We start from the raw sequence: 21100 nt of genomic DNA on the forward strand, positions 1-21100 counted from the left end.
TTATTTCAGCTCCCGTCCGGCATACATCTGTTCATAATACCTGACATAATCGCCTTGGGTGATTTCTCCGATCCAGTCCTGATGCTCCAGATTCCAGCGCACGGTCTTCACGATACCGGCATCGAAACTTGTCTCGGGACTCCATCCCAACTCGCGGGTGATCTTCGACGGGTCGATCGCATAACGCTGATCGTGCCCGAGACGATCCTTGACGAACGTAATCAGGTCGTCGTTGATCCAGTCGACCGACCAGCGCCCGTCGGGGCCCATCTCCTTTTTCTTGAGCACCTCACGATATTCGGGATGCTCGGTCATCAGTTCATGAACCGTCCGAATAATCGTCCGCACAATGTCAATGTTTCTCCGTTCGTTATGTCCGCCGACATTGTACACCTCACCCGCACGGCCACGATGTATCACCGCATCAATCGCCTTGCAATGGTCGGTGACGTAAAGCCAGTCGCGCACGTTCGATCCGTCGCCGTAGACGGGTAGTCGCTTTCCTTCAAGGATATTCTTGATGATGAGCGGAATCAGCTTTTCGGGGAAATGATACGGCCCGTAATTGTTCGAACAGCGCGTAATGCTGACAGGCATCTTATACGTGTCGTGATAAGCCGAGACAAAATGATCGGCGCTTGTTTTCGAGGCGCTGTACGGGCTGCGTGGCGAAAGAGGTGTTTCTTCGGTGAAATACCCCGTTTCACTCAAGCTGCCGTAAACCTCGTCGGTCGAAACCTGATGGAAGCGTACACCGGGCGTCCACGCCGGATAGCCGGCCTCGTCTTTACCCGTCACCCACGCCTTCCGCGCGGCATCGAGCAGGTTCTGCGTTCCGAGAATATTCGTTACGAGAAACAGTTGCGGGTCTTCGATGCTCCGGTCCACATGACTCTCGGCCGCAAAATTGACGACGTAGCGTATCGGATATTTCTCAAACAATCCTTCCACTAAGGCGCGGTCGCCGATATCGCCTTTCACGAAGTGACAGCGACGGCCGTCAATATCATCCTTGATCGTTCCCAGATTGCCCGCATAGGTCAGCATATCAAGCACAATAATCTGCGCCTCGGGATACGTGGCGAGCATATATTTCACAAAATTTGCACCGATAAAACCGGCACCGCCAGTCACTAAATAAGTTCCCATCAATCGCTATGTTTTAATCTTCAAAATTTACCTCGGCATCTCCCAGAAAAGGTAACAGACGGTCTTTCTCCGACGTAACAGCCGGAGCACCCTCTTCCATGTTCCATGCTATGCCGATTTGAGAATCGTCGTATCGTATTCCCCGCTCATGACTCGGCATATAGGGGTTATCGACCTTATACGTAAAGACGGCCGTCTCGCTTTTCACATAAAAACCATGCGCAAATCCTTGCGGGATATACAACTGACGTTTATTCTCGGCCGACAGTTCCACGGCTACATGCCGCCCGAACATCGGAGAGTTGCGACGAAGATCGACCGCCACATCGACGACCGTACCCACGATCACGCGCACCAATTTGGCCTGTGCATAAGGTGCCAGCTGATAATGCAGTCCGCGCAGCACACCCCGCGACGAGCATGATTCGTTCTCCTGTATAAAATCCACTTTTCCGATATACCGCTCGAATTCCTGTTGTTTGTAGGCTTCCATGAAGTATCCTCGTGCATCGGCAAACACGTAAGGCTCTATCATCCACACACCGGGTATATCCGTCTCTATGAAATTCATCTCCTCTTCTCTCGATTTTTTTTTTCGAGAAACAAAGATAAGCACTTTTCCGGCAATCGGGCAAAAGAAATTTCAAAAGATTTTTGTATATCCGAAAAATGCCGTATCTTTGCACCGTGAAATGTTGGTTCCTTGGCCGAGTGGTTAGGCGCCGGTCTGCAAAACCGTTTACGGCAGTTCGATTCTGCCAGGAACCTCACCAACATCACATCGTGATGATGACGGTATAGAAAATGGTCCGTTTCGAAACATAGGGTTCGGCGGACCGTTTTCATGTCGGGCCATAGAGTGAAGCCGCCCCACCTGCTCAACTCTATTTCAGCCAGATAAGTAAGACCTTTTCTGCAGAAAGAGCATTATTGGCTTTGCCGTTCCCATGGCTTTTTACTATCTTTGCTCCCTCAAAAAAAACAGAAGCACTCATGATTACAATTAGCGGTTTGGATGTTCAGTTCGGTAAACGAACATTGTTTCAGGAGGTCAATCTCAAATTTTTGCCGGGCAATTGCTATGGCATCATCGGGGCGAATGGCGCCGGCAAGTCGACCTTTCTGCGTGCCATCAGCGGGGACCTCGATCCTACACGCGGAACCATTTCGCTCGGGCCGGGCGAACGGCTGTCCGTCCTTGCGCAGGATCACTTCGCGTTCGATGATTACACCGTGCTCGACACCGTACTGACGGGGCATACCACGCTTTGGGATATCATGAGCGAGAAGAATGCGATTTACGCCAAAGAAGATTTTTCGGACGAGGACGGTCTCCGCGCCTCGGAGCTGGAAGAAAAGTTTGCCGAGATGGAAGGCTGGAATGCCGAAAGCGATGCGGCAGCGTTGCTCAGCGGACTGGGAATCGAGGAAGCGCTCCACGACAGGATGATGAAAGATCTGAGCGGTAAGCAAAAGGTACGTGTCCTGCTGGCGCGTGCCCTGTTCGGCAAACCTGACAACCTGCTGCTCGACGAACCGACGAACGATCTCGACCTCGAGACCGTGGCATGGCTTGAAAATTACCTCTCCAACTTTGAACATACGGTACTCGTTGTCAGCCATGACCGTCACTTTCTCGACTCCGTCTGTACCCATACGGTCGATATCGACTTCGGCAAACTCAAACTTTTTGCCGGCAATTACAGCTTCTGGTATGAATCGAGCCAGCTTGCCCTGCGCCAACAGCAGCAACAAAACAAGAAAGCGGAAGAAAAGAAGAAAGAACTGGAAGAATTTATCCGCCGTTTCAGTGCGAACGTAGCCAAGTCGAAACAAACGACAAGCCGCAAAAAGATGCTTGAGAAACTAAATATCGAAGAGATTCAACCTTCGTCGCGCCGTTATCCGGGTATCATTTTCACTCCCTCGCGCGAGCCGGGCAACCAGATTCTCGAAGTCAGCGGCCTGACGAAAACACTCGACGGAAAGATACTGTTCAAAGACCTGAATTTCAATGTCGAAAAAGACGATAAAGTTGTTTTCATCAGTCGCGACCCGCGTGCCATGACCGCTCTGTTCCAAATCATCAATGGGGAGGAAGAAGCCGACTCGGGTACATTCAAATGGGGACAGACCATCACGACAGCCTACTTGCCGCTCGACAATGCGAAATATTTCAATTCGGACTACAATCTGCTCGAATGGCTCGGACAGTTTGCCAAAGATACGAACGAAGTTTTCCTGAAAGGATTTCTGGGACGTATGCTTTTCTCGGGCGAGGAACTGATGAAGAAAGTAAGTGTACTCTCGGGAGGGGAAAAGATGCGCTGTATGATCTCACGTATGATGCTCAAAGACGCCAACACGCTCATCCTCGACACACCGACGAATCACCTTGATCTCGAGTCGATTCAGGCCTTCAATAATACCCTGACCAACTTCAAAGGCAATGTACTTTTCGCCAGCCACGACCACGAATTTATTCAAACTGTGGCTAATCGCGTGATCGAACTTACCCCCAATGGCAATATCGACAAGATGATCGAATACGACGATTATATCTCCGACCCGAAGATTGCCGAGATGCGGGCGAAGCTGTATGAGGGAAGCTAAACGATGCCCCCTTTCATATGCAGGGCGGCCATAAACCGTTTGATCACTTCCGGCTTACCCGTATATTTGCCTTTATCTTCACTGATCTTACATGTTTCATTATAAAAATCCCACGATTCCGTAATCTTCACTGCTACTAATTTGATGACGATATTCATCGGCCTGATGCCGGGAAAATCGTTCGTAAAATGTGTACCGATACCGAATGAAGGCTGGCATTTATCTGCGGCATAACGATGTATGGCTATAGCTCGCTCCACATCGAGCGCATTGCTGAACGTCACCTGTTTGGTGTGCGAATCGATGCCGAGAGACTGATATTTTTCGACGATCTTGTCAAGCTGTTCAAAATTATCACCGCTGTCGACACGAAGCCCTTTGAAGAGATTGGCAAAATCTTCCGAGAAATTGAGACTGAAGATATCCCACCCGAAACTGTCATAGAGATAGGTTCCCAATGCCCCTCTGAACGTATGTCTCCAGGCTTCCATTGCCATAAAGTTAGCCATCTGCGGACCATACATCCCTCCGATAGCGCAGACAAATTCATGGGCCATCGTCCCAATAGGTAAAAGATCGTATTTCATCGCAAGATAGACATTGCTTGTACCGACAAATTTGCCGGGGTAATGATGCGCATGTTGGCAATCTCTCATCGCCCGAACCACAACATCTTCGGCCTCGAACGAAGCCCGTCTTCTCGTCCCGAAATCGCTGTAAACGCAACCGGCCGACAGCAACCTTTCGGCCTTCGCATAACTTTTCGTATAATACGTTTCGTAATCGAGCGTCTCAACCTGTCCGGTAAATAAATAGTACAATTCGGAGATGATCGCGAGAAGCTTAACCTCGAGCAGAATCGTATCCGACCAATATCCTTCGATTTCGATATGCAGATGCCCTTCGTCATCCTGCCATGCTTTCACCCATTCGCGGTTGAAACGAAATCCGCGGAGATAACGGTAAAACCAGTCCGGAATGTAATAACATTTACGTTTCATAAACGCCACCTCATCCTCTGTAATCACCACATTCTCCAACAAAGCGATCTGACGGTTCACTTCGTCGGCAAAACCTTCGGGATAGACGGTTTCATTCCGGTCGACAAATACATACTTGACCTGCGCCCTCGGATAGTTATCGATTACGGCACAGCACATCGTCATCTTATAAAGATCGTCATCTGTAAAGTGATTGATTATTTGTTTCATCCTGTTGGTTGAGTACATGAATTAAACATTCTTCCGCAAAAGAGATCGAATTCAAAAAAACACCTCCGAAGGCCGTAGAACGTCCCCCTCGGAGGTATCTAATTACTTATTTTTTTTAAAAGAATCTTTCTGTTTATTTTGCATAGCTGACAGCACGCGTTTCGCGAATCACGGTGATCTTCACCTGACCGGGATACGTCATCTCGTCTTGAATCTTCTTGGCAATCTCGGTCGAGAGGCTTTCCGTATCTTTATCGGTAATCTTATCGGCACCGACAATCACCCGCAACTCGCGACCGGCCTGAATGGCATACGTCTTTAAAACTCCCGGATACGAAAGGGCCAATTGTTCCAAGTCATTGAGGCGTTTGATATATGCTTCCACAATCTCGCGACGTGCTCCCGGACGCGCTCCCGAAATAGCATCACATACCTGAACGATCGGCGCCAACAGGGTCTGCATCTCCATTTCATCGTGATGAGCGCCCACCGCATTACAAATGTCCGGTTTCTCCTTAAATTTCTCACACAATTTCGCACCATAGAGAGCATGCGGCATTTCAGGCTCATCATCAGGCACTTTTCCTATGTCATGTAACAATCCGGCGCGACGTGCTTTTTTCGGGTTCAGTCCCAGTTCCGCCGCCATGACGGCACACAAATTCGCCGTCTCACGCGCATGTTGCAGCAGGTTCTGTCCGTACGACGAACGATACTTCATCTTTCCGATCATCCGTATCAGTTCGGGATGCAACCCGTGGATACCAAGGTCGATCGCTGTTCGCTTTCCGGTTTCCACCACTTCTTCTTCCACTTGTTTGCGCACCTTATTAACAACCTCTTCGATACGTGCCGGATGAATACGTCCGTCCTGTACCAACTGATGCAAAGCCAGACGAGCGACTTCACGACGCACCGGGTCAAAGCCGGAAAGCACGATGGCTTCCGGAGTATCGTCTACGATGATTTCGATGCCGGTAGCCGCTTCGAGAGCGCGAATGTTACGGCCTTCGCGTCCGATGATTCGTCCTTTGATTTCGTCCGAATCGATGTGGAATACCGTTACTGAATTTTCAATCGCCGTCTCGGTCGCCACGCGTTGTATTGTACGGATAACGATTTTTTTCGCTTCCATATTAGCCGTCATCTTGGCTTCTTCCATGATTTCATTCACATAGGAGGAAGCATCCGTTTTAGCCTCATCCTTAAGTGATTCTATCAAGCGTTCTTTGGCCTCATCGGCCGACAGGCCGGAGATTGTTTCCAGATGGACAATTTCCTGCTGGTGCAATTTCTCCATATCCTGTTTTCTTTTCTCAATGACTTGCAGCTGGTTATTCAGGTTTTCCTTGACAATATCGACCTCCGACATCTTCCGCTGCAATTCCTCCTGACGCTGAGTGAGCGCCATTTCGCGCTGTTTTAACTTCGATTCGCCCGACTGTATTTTGGCATTACGTGCCGTGACCTGTTTCTCCAGATCTGTTTTCAATTGCAGGAACTTTTCTTTTACTTCCAGCATTTTGTTTTTCTTCATGACCTCCGCTTCCTTCTCCATCTCTCGGAGGAGTGCTGTGCGGCGAGATTTCGCAAGGAATGTCATTACGATCCAGGCCAACAGCCCCCCCACGAAAAAAGCAATCATCATCCATATCCAATTCATTCCATCTACTGTTTAATTGTTATAAAAAAGCACATTTCCGGCATGTCTCTTCATGCCAACCCTGTGTGCATAGACTTTTATATTCTCGTTTCGAATAACATAGAAGTGAAAAGTCATCTCTCTTTCAGATAATGTTCCAGTCTCTCCGTCCATTGTTGTATCTTTTCTACGAAAGGCTGCGTATCGTTTTTTTCTTCCAGCGGAATCATATCCATCGCCAGCTGGACGGCAACCATCGCCAAGAGGTCTTTATCGTCCAATGATTTGGAGAAATAGGCCTTCCGCTGCAGATACATCTGCTGCACCCGTTTGGCTGCTTCACGGGCCCTTTGTTCCGTCCGTTCATCACCTCGCCTGATCTTCACCGGATATTGTTTCCCCGCAATCTCCAGGTGTATGATAAACTCGTCTCCTTTCACTGTTATCCGTTTAGTAGTGCCAAGCACCTATCTACTTCACGAACTAATTCCGACAACCGTCGCTTCGCCTCTTTTTTCTCTCCTCCATCGGCAAAGGCAATGCTTGTGGCAGTCAGCATGTCCGTATATCTGGCATTCAATATCCGGTATTCTTCTTTCATCTGCCGTATGGTTTCGCTTAAGTCTTTGATTTTTTGATCCTGCTCATCACACAATGTGAGCAAGTCCTGCAACCTGACATCCAATACAGCACACAATTCCATTTCTTTCCCGGCCATCTCGTACCAAAATTGCAACAAAAGTAAAAAGAAGTATTTAAAGATACAACTTTCCGTCATTTTTTTTACCGACAAAATGAAAAAAGGGCTGCCTGACAACCAATCAGACAGCCCTTTTTCTTACATGTTACGGAACTACGACAGCCAGAAGTAAATTTCGGAATCTTTTTCTTCCGATTCCAGCTTTCCTTCCTTAGCCAACCAACCAATGGCGGCAAACAATTCTTTATCCGCTCTCAATTTTGTCTCTTTTTTGAGTTCTTTCACACTCATCCGGCCCGCCTTACTCAAGGCTCTCCATACAAGACCGGCATTCGTTCCAATTAACTTAACCATAGCTGTTTTTTCTATATCTTTATTAATGGGTACAAAAATACAACAAAAAAAGAAATCATCGAATGATCAGATATCTCAAAACAGTATTTTTTAACATTACCGCCCGAAAAACCTTTTATTTTTTTGTATTTTTGAATTATCGACAACTTTTTTAAATAAACAATGCAAACCTTTTTCCGTATTTCGGTTACTCTTCCTCATGTTGCAAACGAAACGCCTTTCCCAACATCCGGATGATGTCGGAAGCGATCAGACTTTCGTCCGACAATCGAGCTACGGCCAAATCTCCGGCCATCCCATGCAGAAAGACTCCGACAACGGCAGCTGTTTCGGGTTCGTATCCCTGAGCCATCAGACCGACAATCACACCGGTCAACACATCTCCGCTGCCGGCCGTTGCCATACCCGGATTACCTGTGGTATTGATGTAAATATTCCCCTGCGGCGTACAGACTGCCGTATAGGCACCTTTGAGGACAATGCATTGCGTATGTTTCATAGCCATTTCGGCAGCTTTATGGAGTCGTTCATATCCGTTGACACTATCCCCGAGCAGCCGGTCCAGCTCTTTCGGGTGAGGCGTCAAAACGGTACGCGGGGGCAACAGAGAGAAGAACTCTTTATGTTGTGCCAGGATATTCAACGCGTCGGCATCAAGGAGCAATGGCTTTCGGAAAGTCTTCAACAGTTGCTCCAGCATCTGCACGGTCTGCTTTTCCGTTCCCAATCCCGGTCCGGCGGCGATAGCGTCATACCCGTCCGTATCGGGGAGCACCGAGACACGGTCTGCATCTGCATCGAGGCTGAGCATAGCTTCGGGAAGGGCTGTCTGAAGCACCGTCTCTCCTCGTTGAGGGAGATGAACCGTCAGCCTTCCGACACCGCTGCGCATGCAGGCTCCGGCAGCCAGCAAGGCCGCACCCATCTTGCCCTTGCTGCCGGAAATCAGCAGGGCATGCCCGAAGTCGCCCTTGTGAGCAAACACATTGCGCGTACGGAGAATACCCGTCATATCTTCATCTTTAATCAGCATATAAGGTGTTTTTGTCCGTGCCATGATATCCGGATGCAATCCGATAGGCAGTACTTTCCATCGGCCGACATACGCAGCATTCTCGGGCAGTACCATGGAGAGCTTCGGAAATTCGAACGTGAATGTCATATCGGCCTGAATAATGCTATCCGGATCATTCTCCCGATTATCTTCTCCAAAAAGTCCCGACGGGATATCGATCGAAACGACCGTCGCATCAGACTGGTTAATATAATCGACGACGGCCGCATATCCGCCGCTCAACGGCCGGTTCAATCCGGAACCGAACAGCCCGTCGATCACCACATCATGTTCAGAAAGTATGGGGGGCGTAAAATCTTCGATCACTTCGTTCAAAAGTATTTTCCCATCCGCAAGTAGACGCTGCTTGTTGGCCTCGCAGTCGGGCGAAAGATGGCGTCCGGGATTAAAAAGATAAACTTCGATCCGGTAATCGTCTTCGGCCAATAGACGGGCGATAGCCAAAGCATCCGCTCCGTTGTTTCCCTGTCCGGCAAAGACAATGACGCGCGACTGTTTGGAGTAGAGACGCCCAAATTCATTGACGAAAGCCGTGGCCGCACGTTCTACCAAATCGACGGAAGCAATCGGTTCGTGATCGACCGTATATTGATCAAGCTCCTTTATTTTCGAGGTTTCAAATATTTTTATCATATCGGTTATAAACTTTTGAGCACCCAAAGATACGGCATTTTTTACGTTGGGGCGATGAAGAATACGCTAAATCGAAAGCGATTTTAACTATTTTTGTGAGTAAACTAATTTATATTTGTCGGGTCTAAGACAACAAGAAAACCGCAGTTTTCTTTAAAAGAACAGGAATATGAATTATTTTAAAAGACAGAACGTCATGAAAAAGTTAATCATTATGGTAGGCTTGGGATGGATGATCGGCCTGTTAAACGTGCATACGGCAGACGCTCAACACGTAACGACAATCATTCATGTTAATGTAGACCGTCAGCCGGCATGGGGACCTGTCGGTTACGATTATGTAGAGTATTATTATATCCCGGAGTTGAATATCTATTTCGATGTGGAGAACGAGCTGTTCTACTATCGTCATGGCAGGGGGTGGATCGAAAGTCCATACTTACCGGCACGCTATGCGAGATACGATTTTTATTCACTGTATAAAGTGGTATTGAACGATGTGATCGATCCGTGGCGATACAACCGCCACCATCGCCGTCGGTACGCGCGCTACCGCTACAATTACGCACAGATTCCGATCTTTTACGTGGACGACTACCGCTACGAGTATGCGCGATATAATGCCTGCGCATGGGTAGAGCCTCGTTACATGGAGAATCGTTCGTATTATGAAAACGTAGAGTTACGGAGCAATCGGAGCACCGAATCGCGTGTATCGTCGGACGAGAGACGCGGAGGAGCAAGCAGTCGCAGTGAAAGCAGCCGGATATCGAGTCATCGCAATTCCGATACGGAACGTTATGAAGAAAGGAGCTCTTCCGGATCAAATCGGAGTATGCGCAGTTCGAGAGAAATCTCGTCGGGTAGCGATCGCGGCCGTTCGTCGGGTGTATCGTCGGAAGGACGTCGTCGTTCCGAGGACGATTTTTCGACCAATACACGCAGCCGAAGCGAACGCAGCTCAGCAACGAGTTCGAGTCGTAGTGATCGATCGGCCGACTGGTCGACCGGTAATGACCGGAGTCGTTCGTCGGAGGCATCGTCCGAGAATCGCAGAAATCGTTCCGGAAACGATGTATCCTCTTCTACACGCTCCAGCAGTAGCCGTAGCAGCAGCAATTCATCCTTAGACAGCCGCAAAGGCCGTTCCGGCGATGATTCGTCAAGTTCCATGCGCAGCAGCAGAAGTGAGTCATCTGTGAGTAGTCGGAGCGACGAAGGCAGCCGGAGTCGTTCATCCGAAAGTCGATCGTCCGAGAACCGGTCGGAACGATCCGGTTCGGGCGGAAGAAGATAAATCGTCTCTCCCGATAAAGATGTGAGGTAGTGCATTGGTAAATCGGTTTTTTTGCTTATTTTTGCATTTCTGAAAAACAGAATAAACATATGCATCTACCTACATTAATATCCGATCTGGTCGTCATCATCATTGCGGCCGGTTTGATGACCCTCCTCTTCAAGCGTCTTAAACAACCTGTGGTACTGGGTTATATCCTTGCCGGCGTATTGGCGGGACCGTCCATCCAATTCATTCCCACTGTGTCCGACACGGTCAATATCAATACATGGGGGGAGATCGGAGTCATTTTTCTGCTGTTCAACCTTGGCCTCGATTTCAGCATCAAGAAACTGATGAAAGTAGGGGGGACGGCTATCGTGAGCGCTATGACGGTGTTAATCGGAATGATGACGACGGGATATTTAGTGGGGACGGCTATCGGGTTAGACCGAATGAACTGTATCTTCCTCGGGGCGATGCTTTCGATGTCGTCCACCACGATTATTTTCAAGGCTTTCGATGAAATGGGATTGCGTAACAAGCAATTTGCCGGCGTAGTGTTCGGTATCCTGATCGTCGAAGACATTTTCGCGGTGCTGATGCTCGTGCTACTCTCTACATTGGCTGTAAGCCAAACTTTTGAGGGCCAAGAGTTATTGCTGAGCATGACGAAACTGGCGCTTTTTCTGGTTGGATGCTTCGTCTTCGGGATCTATTTCATTCCTTCAATGCTGAAAGCGTTGAAAAAAATCCTTAACGATGAGATGCTGCTCATCATCAGTATCGGGCTTTGTCTGGGGTTGGTTTACGTGGCCGACTGGATCGGTTTCTCGTCGGCATTAGGCGCATTCATGATGGGGGCCATCTTAGCTGAAACAATCGAGGCCGAGCATATTGAGAGCCTCGTCAAACCGGTCAAAGATTTGTTTGCGGCCGTCTTTTTCGTATCGGTCGGAATGTTGATCGACCTGAATATCTTGTGGGAATACAAGTGGCATGTAGCTGTACTTACTATCGCGGTGATGATCGGACAGTTATTCTTTGGCAGTTTCGGTGTGTTACTTTCGGGAAAGCCTATCAAGACGGCTATACAGAGTGGTTTCTCGCTCACTCAGATTGGTGAGTTCGCTTTCATCATCGCCTCACAAGGTATCGCGCTCAAGGTTATGGAGCCTCACCTTTATCCGCTCATTGTCGCCGTTTCGGTGGTGACCACCTTTTTCACGCCTTATCTGATCCGGTTAGCCGAACCTGCATATAATGGGATTGAGAGAGCTTTACCACCGTCATGGAAACAATTTCTGGATCAATATACCTCCGGTTCCAACACGATCCGCCACCAGAGCGAATGGCGAAAATACCTGCGCTCCATGAGCCGTATCGTAGGAATTTATCTGGCCGTAACACTCGTTCTGATCTTTGTCTGGTTGCAACTTGTCGCGCCGCTCATCCGTCAATTCCTGCCCGGACAAAACGGTAACATTCTCGCACTCGTCCTGCTCATCGCCCTGATGGCTCCGCTCTTGCGCGCCATCATGATGAAGAAAAACCGCTCGAAAGCCTTCCGCCATCTCTGGAACGATAGCAAATACAATCGCGGTCCCTTAGTCTCGCTCATCGTGTTGCGTATCATCGTGTGCATGGGCCTCGTAGCTATCCCCACTTCGGCACTGCTCAGTACGAAATGGGGCATTGTGCTCGTCGCTTCGCTGAGCGTCATCGCCATTATGATCTTCTCCAAACGCGTCAAGAAACATTCCATCCTTATGGAACGCCACTTCGTCAGTAACCTTTCGGCACGTGAGGCGGAAAGCGAACGACGTGCCCCTATCCGGCGCGACTTCGCCAATCATCTGCTCGAACGCGACCTGCACCTGACCGATATTGAAGTGCGTCCCCATTCACCCAGTATTGGTAAAACACTCAAAGAGCTAAATTTCAGACAGAAGTGTAACGTTAATATCGTTACCATTATACGTGGCGAACGGCGTATCAACATCCCCGGCGGAGACGAATATCTCTATCCGCTCGACAAACTTATCATCGTCGGGTCGGACGATGACATCCTGCACTTCCACGATTACATTGCCGAGCGCTACCATCAGGCCGATCAAGAACGACGCGAAGAGGAAGCCGATGAGATGAATATCGAACAGTTTACGATTTCCGAAGGCTCGCGGCTCATCGGCCTGTCCATCCGCGAGTCGGGCATCCGTGACAAGGCTCAATGCCTCGTCATTGGTATTGAACGCGGAAAGACGTCGATCAAAAACCCGCCGCCCTCCACCGTTTTCGAAGAGGGAGATATCGTGTGGATTGTCGGCGAGCGCCGCAAAGTCATCCATCTGAGCGAAGGAAAAACCCTCTGAAAACAATAAATCTTCGTGTTGAAAAATAATTTCGACTACCGGACGGATAAGCAAAAATATTTGTTTAGCTTTGTCAGCCAAAAAGGGACCGACAGGTCGGAAAAGCCGCCCGAAAACGGCTACCGGTCAAAGACCTCCCGCAAGGGTAATCGGCATACAACCGATTCGCCTTGATGATATACATCGTAGAATTTTCGTCTGATTATTAATATAACATGATGATATCGTATAGAGAAAGTCTGCGCCGGTTGCGCAATCCGTCTTTCGAGAACATACGGGCTATTGCCCGAAACTTTATCCCTGCTGCGGATAAAGACAACGCCATTCCCGCTTCGTCCTCTTTCTCCGCCTCCGACCAGGACATGTTAACAGACCTCTGCGAAAACGGAGTCTTATGGAAAACGAAAATCGATAAAACACTCGAAACCATACCCCGCAAAATCTTTCAGGACGACGTGTTCGAAATCATCGACTGGCAATGCGGCCAAGGGATTCACACGGTTTGTTTTTTCGACTTCCTTAAAAAGAACGGTATCGAAAACCGCGTGCGTAAGATTACCCTTATCGATTCCTCGCGCGAGGCCCTCGAGCGTGCCGTCTGGCACATCAGTCCCTACATGGACGACCCCGACCGGATCAGCTGTGTCTGCAAATCCGTAAGCGAAGTCCGAAAAAAAGAGATCGAAACCCGACAGCCGATTACGTTTCATTTCTTTACCGATGTACTTGAGCAACCGGAACTCGATCTCAAGCGTATCGCCGAGCTTGTCGGGTACGGCATACACGGCAAACATTATTTCTTCTGTACAGGAAACCTCATGCATAACAACCGGCGAATCGATGCATTCTACCATTACTTCGACTCGCCCGAGACCTTAGCCGACGAGGAGCTGTATCCGAATGTCCGACAGTCAAACGGCATCAAGATCAAAGCCTTTAAGCTTGAGAACAGCAACTTCAACCTCAAGTACGTCAATTACTATCCTGCCGTGCAATACCATGCCGCCTACCGGCTGGATGCCGTGAAGAGAGCGCTTCAAACGGCCGATGCGGAAAAGACCGAGGCACTCTACCGAAGCCTCACATGCTTCGAAGTATCGGCTCACTACGATCTTGGAGGAGGCGCACGCGAAAATGTACATCCGCTGTTTGCCGTACTGAACAACCTCGTGACCCGCGGACGGCCCACACAAGCCAGTCCGCTTCTCGAAGAAGCTTTTGCCCCATTAGGTAACCGACGCATCGACCTCGACGGAGACCTTCGTTACGATACACGGGGATTGCATGCCGAAGACGTATTTGACGCTTTGCACATCATCGATCCCCGCCTGAATCTGGACGAATCGAATTACAATAACAAGTTGCTCGAAAGCGATGCCGAAAAGACATTCATCACCCGGATAGTGCCCCAGCCGTTACGTCAGCTGCTGCAACCGCAGCGCAATCTCTATTCACTCACTAAACAAAAGGCATCTCATACGCAACGAATCGATTTTGCATGTGAGTTCCCCTACCCGACCAAAGACGAAAAAGACTTTTGGCATGACGGATGCGCCATCGAAATCCATGAGACACTCTTTCACTCCGGCATGGAGCAAAAACGCGCCGACAAACAACGTGCCGATGACCTCTCGGCGATTCATTGGGATTGCCGGCAAGTGCCGGAAGAGGAATTGGGCGATTCGCATTTCGGGTTTCTCGGAAGCGAATACGTAGCAACCGTTTTCAAGGTCTTCGACCGGCGTTTTGACGACGACTGGGTACGGACACTGCAATATGTCCTTTCACCGATCGCCGTCGCACGTATCCAAAAAGTTGTGCTCGAAGCCATGATCTCCCGACGGCTTGAGATCGCACGCGACATGTGGTCGGTACTCGTCATCGAACGTGATGTACCCTGTGCCGCTCTCGCTCTGGCCGACTTGAAAGAACATTTCAACCATCTCACAGCGATGAGTGCGGAGTATGCGGGACTGACATTCCCTGAGGTGAAACTGACGATCGTCAGCACACCCGAATTTATCGGCTCGCCCCTGCATGGAAACACTGTGCCCCTGGCGGAGGTGACGGATGAACTGCGACGGAAGACATACGATTTGATCATCGATATATCTACGCTGCGACGAACCGACATCGAGAACATTTCGTTTGTCGGCTTTACGGAGTGCCGTAACCAATGTTTCTTCCATATACGCTCATCACACTATGGACGCAGTACACGACACATGTATACCACCGGCCGTATCACCTATCGGCCGTTGACGTTCAAAAACGCACGGCAACAGTACGAAACTTTGCCGGATACCTCACAGCACCTGCGTTACTTCCTGCAGCTGCTCTTCCGCAAGAACGATTTCATACCGGGGATGTTGCCCGTGCTGAGTCGCATCCTTCAGAACCGTTGTACTGTCGGCCTCGTGCCGGCCAATGGCGGCAAAACCGTGATCCGGAAACTGACCGCCATGATGCAGCCCGGTATCACGGTTATCGCCGTACCCGATACGGAGGCCGTACAGGTGTTGCACCGCGAATGGATCGATGCGGGGATCGATTGTGTGACGGCGCTCCACGCCGGCCTCGACCGTACGGAACGCGAACGACGCGAGCGACGGACAGAGTCGTCCGAAACGTTGATTATTGCGCTTTCCTACGACCAGCTCGGTCGATTTCCGCTCTTGCAACGTTTCAGGTATATGCAGCAGACGGGCGTATACTTCGCCACAGGCATCCTCGACGAGGTGCAGGGACTCTCGGAATGGAGTCCCGACTTCCTGCCGGCATCGATGCTCGCAGGTCAAACGCTCTACCGGCACACCTTGCCTCAACAAGGGAAAATAGCCCTTTTGGGGCTGACCGAACGGGCCTCGTTCGACATGCTCTTCGACATCGAACAGGCGCTCTCGCCCGGCGATGCCTGCCCGACAGACCGAGACCGGCTCGTGTTGTGCAAAAGCGCAGGAGTGCCCGAGTCGGCCTATCGGAAAGAACGCTACCTTCGTTATTTTTGTGGTCTCGAAGCCGAAAACGAATGCATCGAACACCTGATCGGTTATGCTCCTGTCTCCTGCCTCGAAGGAGATCGTACGATACCGGCCAAAGGATGCTATTTCCCGCTCACACTCGATAATCTGCCAGACGAACGTATCCTTTTCCTGCCATACCCCGCCACAGAGCGCGACGGACCCAAAGACGACCGTTCCAAGAAAGACCCGCTCATGCTCTACACCAAAGCATTCTATCGCATGAGCACCCTCGGACTGATGAAACAAATCACCTTTGATGAAGCACAACAGCAATACCGCATCGTTCTTCAAAAGCAACCGGCCGGAGGATATTACCGGCAGCTACGTAACTATTTTCTTCGTTACCATACACGGAAACAGGCGGAGCAGGAAATGGTCAGGGCTGAAAATCTTTCGCCGAAAACAACTTTCCACGACGCTCTTCGTGAAGAACTGTGCCGTTGTCTTCTTTACATGAACGAGTTCGTTTACCGGCGCATCGCACTGCAGCAACAGGAAACGACGGAGATTATCGCCGGTAACGGCAATCCCCTCACGTATCATCTGACCGAAGATACGCAGAACGGCAGAGTGTCTTCCCCGGATATTCTGTTCCGCTATATGCATCGGATCAAAGATGACGCGACAGAACAAAACGGATCGCCCAACAGTCGCGTCAGAGAATTACACGAGGCCGTATGCACACTGCGCCGCTCATTCGACGGAAACAACCCCACCCTTTCGCTGCTTAATGCCTTTTGCCTCTTCCATAGCGGCACGGACGGAGAAGAAATGCTCGAATGCGATTTGCATGAAAGTTATGAAAACGGCATGGTCGGCTTTTACCGTTCGATGGCGAATATCGCCGATTTCCGCGAACTCTTTGATGCATATAATTGTTATGTACGAGGCGAGACCGACTATTTCGCCACTACCGGAGACTGGACGGAGGAAGTGCGCATACGTATCGATATCATGCGTGCCGCCGACCTCCTTAACCTCCATCTGGCGCAAACGAAGATGATACAACATAAATATCTGGAAGAATGGAAGCAATAGAAAATATCCATAAAGCGTTGCTGCAACTCCGCGACAGCTTGACTCACCTCAATTCCGCCCGCGAACAGGTATCGCAAGTGACGGCGGAGAGTAAAGAAATCATTGATGCGACAGCTCGTCTGGCCGACGACGTCAGGCTACTGGCCGAAAAAATCAGTGAAGAGACACAAACGGTTATCACCCGGTTTGAGGATCGACTTAATGAGTCGCAGGCGGGACTGACCGGCGTGATCAATGAAGGGAAAGAGTTGTTTGCAGCCGAGATCGCTCAGTCACAACAAGCTACGACACGGTTGAAGACCGAGGTAGAGAAGACCCTGCAGCAGGCTTTGGAAGCGACAGTACGAACATTGGACGATGTCAATGCCTCGGCGCGGAAAACCCTTGAAGAAGCAGCCGCCGCTTCGGCCGCCTCCCTTCAGGAGTTAACGACGGTCTCGACCGACGCTATCGAGGTGCAGCAGGCCGAGATATCCGATGCCCTCGAATCCATGGCGGAATATTACAGCCGTATGCAGACCCTCATCGATAAGTTATCGGAGCTGGATTTGTCCGGTCAGGTACTGTCTATCGAGAAAGAAATCGAGCAGATAGAAAATCAACAAAACACACTGAGTGAAGAGCTTCGCAGCGAAATGAACAAGATCAGAAAGAACCAGTTCGTTACGTGGGCGCTCCTGCTCATTTCCCTGTTCCTGATGTTCGTTCTCAAATAGATTGTCCGTATCAAAAAATGAAACTCAAAATAAAATAACTATTTATGTCAAAGAATACGATCAACAAAGTACTTGTGTTAGGTTCCGGTGCTCTCAAAATCGGACAGGCCGGCGAATTTGATTATTCCGGCTCTCAGGCGCTGAAAGCTTTACGTCAGGACGGCATCCGATCAGTGCTGATCAACCCGAATATTGCTACGATCCAGACATCGGAAGGCATTGCGGACAAGGTTTATTTCCTTCCCGTGACGCCTTTTTTCGTCGAAGAGGTGATCAAGAAAGAACAGCCCGACGGGATCCTGCTGGCTTTCGGCGGGCAAACGGCGCTGAACTGCGGCACGCAACTGTATAATGATGGCACGCTCGACAAGTACGGCGTGAGCGTGTTGGGTACATCGGTCGAAGCGATCATGGACACGGAAGACCGCGACCTGTTCGTCAAGAAACTGGATCAGGCCAACCTGAAAACGCCCGTCAGCCAGGCCGTGGAGACGATGGCCGATGCAGTCCGTGCAGCCGAAGAGATCGGCTACCCGGTAATGATCCGTTCCGCCTATGCATTAGGCGGTCAGGGAAGCGGTATCTGCCGGACAGAAAGCGAACTGCGAACACTGGCCGAAAGCGCTTTTACGTTTGCTTCGCAGATTCTCGTCGAGGAATCGCTGAAAGGCTGGAAAGAAATCGAATTTGAGGTGATTCGCGACAAGAACGACCATTGCTTCACCGTCGTAAGTATGGAGAATGTCGATCCGTTGGGGGTACATACCGGTGAGAGCATCGTGGTGGCGCCAACCTGTTCGCTGCGTGACGACGAGGTAAAGAGGTTGAAAGAAATCTCAGTCAAGACCGTTCGCCATCTGAATATCGTGGGCGAATGCAACATTCAGTATGCCTACAGCTCCGACACGGGCGACTACCGGATCATCGAAGTCAATGCACGTCTGAGTCGCTCATCGGCTTTAGCCTCGAAAGCCAGCGGCTACCCGCTGGCGTTTGTGGCAGCCAAGCTGGCGCTCGGTTACTCGCTCGATGAGATCGGCGAAATGGGTACGGTCAACTCGGCCTACAAAGCTCCTGAGGTCGATTATCTGATCGCCAAGATCCCGCGCTGGGACCTGACGAAGTTTGCGGGTGTGAGCCGCCAGATCGGCTCCAGCATGAAATCGGTCGGCGAAATCATGTCGATCGGTAAATCGTTTGAAGAGATTATGCAGAAAGGCCTGCGTATGATCGGACAAGGCATGCACGGGTTTGTAGGTAACAACAACCTCACGTTCGAGAACCTTGACGACGAGTTGGAAAACCCGACCGATCTGCGTATCTTTGCCGTAGCACAGGCATTGGAAGAAGGATATACGATCGAGCGTATCCACGAACTGACGAAAATCAACCCGTGGTTCCTGAACAAACTGAAAAACATCGTAGATTACAGCCGCGTATTGAAGCAATACGACCGCATCGAAGACTTGCCGGCCGAAGTGCTGCGTGAAGCCAAACGAATCGGATTCTCCGACTTCCAGATTGCCCGCTTCGTCGAACAACCGGACGGCAACATGGAAAAAAACAACCTCCGCGTACGGGCATGGCGTAAAAGACTCGGCATCCTGCCCAGCGTGAAACGTATCCACACCGTTGCCTCGGAACACCCTGAGCTGACGAACTACCTCTATCTGACGTACGACGGTACGGAGCACGATATTCCTTATTATAAGCATGACAAAAGCGTGATCATCCTCGGGTCGGGCGCATACCGCATCGGCTCGTCCGTCGAGTTCGACTGGTGCTCGGTCAATGCGGCACAGACAGCGCGCAACCTCGGCTATAAATCGATTATGATCAATTATAACCCCGAAACGGTTTCGACGGACTATGACATGTGCGACCGGCTGTATTTCGATGAGCTGTCGCTTGAGCGCGTGCTCGACGTGGTCGATCTGGAGCAGCCCCGAGGTGTGATCGTGTCGGTCGGCGGACAGATTCCGAACAACTTGGCCATGAAGTTGTACCGACAACAAGTACCTATTCTCGGCACTTCGCCCGTGTCGATCGACCGTGCCGAAAACCGGCACAAGTTCTCGGCCATGCTCGACACGCTCGGCATCGATCAGCCACGCTGGGCAGAGCTAAGCAGCATGGACGAGATCGATGCATTCATCCGCGAAGCAGGCTTCCCCATTCTGATCCGCCCCTCGTATGTGCTGAGTGGTGCGGCTATGAATGTCTGCCACACAAAAGAGCAGATGATCGAATTTCTGAATATCGCGGCTCAGGTATCGAAAGAATACCCCGTAGTTGTGTCGGAATTTTTGCAGGATGCCAAAGAGATTGAATTCGACGCGGTGGCACAGAACGGCGAGATCGTAGAGTACGCCATTTCGGAACATATCGAGTTTGCCGGCGTCCACTCAGGTGATGCCACACTCGTATTTCCGGCACAGAAAATCTACTTCGAGACGGCACGACGCATCAAGAAAATCAGTCGTAAGATAGCCAAGGAGCTTAATATCAGTGGTCCCTTCAATATCCAGTATCTGGCCAAGAACAACGACGTGAAGGTGATCGAGTGTAACCTCCGCGCCTCACGTAGCTTCCCCTTCGTGTCGAAGGTGCTGAAACAAAACTTTATCGACACGGCAACCCGCATCATGCTCGATGCGCCCTTTAACCGTCCCGACAAGACGGAGTTCGACATCGACTGGATCGGAGTCAAGGCTTCGCAGTTTTCGTTCGGCCGACTCTCAAAAGCCGATCCCGTATTGGGTGTAGACATGAGTTCGACAGGCGAAGTCGGTTGTATCGGCGACGACTTCGACGAGGCGCTGCTCTCGGCCATGATCGCCGTCGGCAATACGATTCCGCAGAAGAACGTCATGGTTTCTTCGGGCGGCGCCAAGAGTAAAGTCGATCTGTTGGAGCCTTGTCTCTTGCTCGAGGCGAAAGGATATACGATCTACGCCACACAAGGGACCGCCCGTTTCCTGAACGACAACGGTATCCGGGCGATACCGGTCTGCTGGCCTGACGAAGGAGGCGGTGAACTGAACATCATCGAAATGTTCAGCCGTCATGCATTCGACTGGGTCATCAATATCCCGAAAAATCACACGAGACGGGAGCTGACCAACGGCTACAAAATCCGCCGTGCGGCGATCGATCATAACATTCCGCTCATTACGAATGCACGTCTGGCAAGCGCATTTATCCGAGCCATTTGTAACCTCTCCGAAAAAGATATCTCGATCAAAAGCTGGCAGGAGTATAAATAAGGCTGTACTCACGGTTAGCACTGCCGAACGTG

General features: G+C 50.3%; 14 protein-coding genes and 1 tRNA gene. 7 read left to right on the forward strand and 8 right to left on the reverse strand.

The genetic code is table 11. The features are described from left to right. Positions 1–1149, reverse strand: coding sequence for a dTDP-glucose 4,6-dehydratase (gene rfbB / locus Tanf_RS00695; RefSeq protein WP_046824535.1), 1149 nt, complete (start codon positions 1147–1149; stop codon positions 1–3). 13 nt (positions 1150–1162) lie between these two features. Next, a complete protein-coding gene (gene rfbC, locus Tanf_RS00700) occupies positions 1163–1720 on the reverse strand; it encodes a dTDP-4-dehydrorhamnose 3,5-epimerase (protein WP_041591257.1) in 558 nt (185 codons plus the stop codon). A gap of 126 nt (positions 1721–1846) precedes the next feature. Between rfbC and Tanf_RS00705 the strand changes: the two genes are divergently transcribed. After that, positions 1847–1917, forward strand: a tRNA-Cys gene (locus Tanf_RS00705). A gap of 225 nt (positions 1918–2142) precedes the next feature. Beyond that, on the forward strand, positions 2143–3762 hold the full coding sequence (locus Tanf_RS00710; protein ID WP_014225438.1) for an ABC-F family ATP-binding cassette domain-containing protein: 1620 nt from the start codon (positions 2143–2145) through the stop codon (positions 3760–3762). Here the strand turns inward: Tanf_RS00710 and pncB are convergent. The 6 genes from pncB to Tanf_RS00740 all read right to left on the reverse strand — a co-directional run bounded on the left by pncB (position 3759) and on the right by Tanf_RS00740 (position 9377). Next, the gene (pncB, locus tag Tanf_RS00715) at positions 3759–4973 is read right to left on the reverse strand and encodes a nicotinate phosphoribosyltransferase (protein WP_014225437.1); all 1215 of its coding nucleotides are present in this window, start codon (positions 4971–4973) and stop codon (positions 3759–3761) included. The genes Tanf_RS00710 and pncB overlap by 4 nt on opposite strands. Before the next feature lie 133 nt (positions 4974–5106). Further along, complete coding sequence (gene rny / locus Tanf_RS00720; RefSeq protein WP_014225436.1) at positions 5107–6636, reverse strand: ribonuclease Y; 1530 nt, start codon at positions 6634–6636, stop codon at positions 5107–5109. A 113-nt stretch (positions 6637–6749) separates the two neighbouring features. Then, complete coding sequence (locus Tanf_RS00725; protein WP_014225435.1) at positions 6750–7055, reverse strand: cell division protein ZapA; 306 nt, start codon at positions 7053–7055, stop codon at positions 6750–6752. Between the two features lie 2 nt (positions 7056–7057). Further along, on the reverse strand, positions 7058–7393 hold the full coding sequence (locus tag Tanf_RS00730) for a coiled-coil domain-containing protein (protein ID WP_052299267.1): 336 nt from the start codon (positions 7391–7393) through the stop codon (positions 7058–7060). A 75-nt stretch (positions 7394–7468) separates the two neighbouring features. After that, complete coding sequence (locus Tanf_RS00735; protein ID WP_014225433.1) at positions 7469–7669, reverse strand: winged helix-turn-helix domain-containing protein; 201 nt, start codon at positions 7667–7669, stop codon at positions 7469–7471. Positions 7670–7856: 187 nt separating this feature from the next. Next, a complete protein-coding gene (locus Tanf_RS00740; RefSeq protein WP_041590840.1) occupies positions 7857–9377 on the reverse strand; it encodes a bifunctional ADP-dependent NAD(P)H-hydrate dehydratase/NAD(P)H-hydrate epimerase in 1521 nt (506 codons plus the stop codon). 196 nt (positions 9378–9573) lie between these two features. On the opposite strand from Tanf_RS00740, the gene Tanf_RS13725 reads away from it, so the two are divergent. The 5 genes from Tanf_RS13725 to carB all read left to right on the forward strand — a co-directional run bounded on the left by Tanf_RS13725 (position 9574) and on the right by carB (position 21068). Next, complete coding sequence (locus Tanf_RS13725; RefSeq protein ID WP_140230660.1) at positions 9574–10674, forward strand: hypothetical protein; 1101 nt, start codon at positions 9574–9576, stop codon at positions 10672–10674. An 89-nt stretch (positions 10675–10763) separates the two neighbouring features. Beyond that, a complete protein-coding gene (locus Tanf_RS00750) occupies positions 10764–13025 on the forward strand; it encodes a monovalent cation:proton antiporter family protein (RefSeq protein WP_046824536.1) in 2262 nt (753 codons plus the stop codon). A 215-nt stretch (positions 13026–13240) separates the two neighbouring features. Beyond that, entirely contained in the window at positions 13241–17086 is a 3846-nt protein-coding gene (locus tag Tanf_RS00755; protein ID WP_046824537.1) for a DEAD/DEAH box helicase family protein, read from the forward strand. Continuing rightward, on the forward strand, positions 17074–17802 hold the full coding sequence (locus Tanf_RS00760; protein WP_014225426.1) for a hypothetical protein: 729 nt from the start codon (positions 17074–17076) through the stop codon (positions 17800–17802). The genes Tanf_RS00755 and Tanf_RS00760 overlap by 13 nt, the downstream gene beginning before the upstream one ends. A gap of 44 nt (positions 17803–17846) precedes the next feature. Continuing rightward, positions 17847–21068 (forward strand): carbamoyl-phosphate synthase (glutamine-hydrolyzing) large subunit, encoded by a 3222-nt coding sequence (gene carB, locus Tanf_RS00765; protein ID WP_014225425.1) that lies wholly within the window; start codon positions 17847–17849, stop codon positions 21066–21068. The last annotated feature ends 32 nt before the right edge of the window (positions 21069–21100 follow it).

Source organism: Tannerella forsythia, from assembly GCF_001006485.1.
GTDB classification, from domain to species: domain Bacteria; phylum Bacteroidota; class Bacteroidia; order Bacteroidales; family Tannerellaceae; genus Tannerella; species Tannerella forsythia.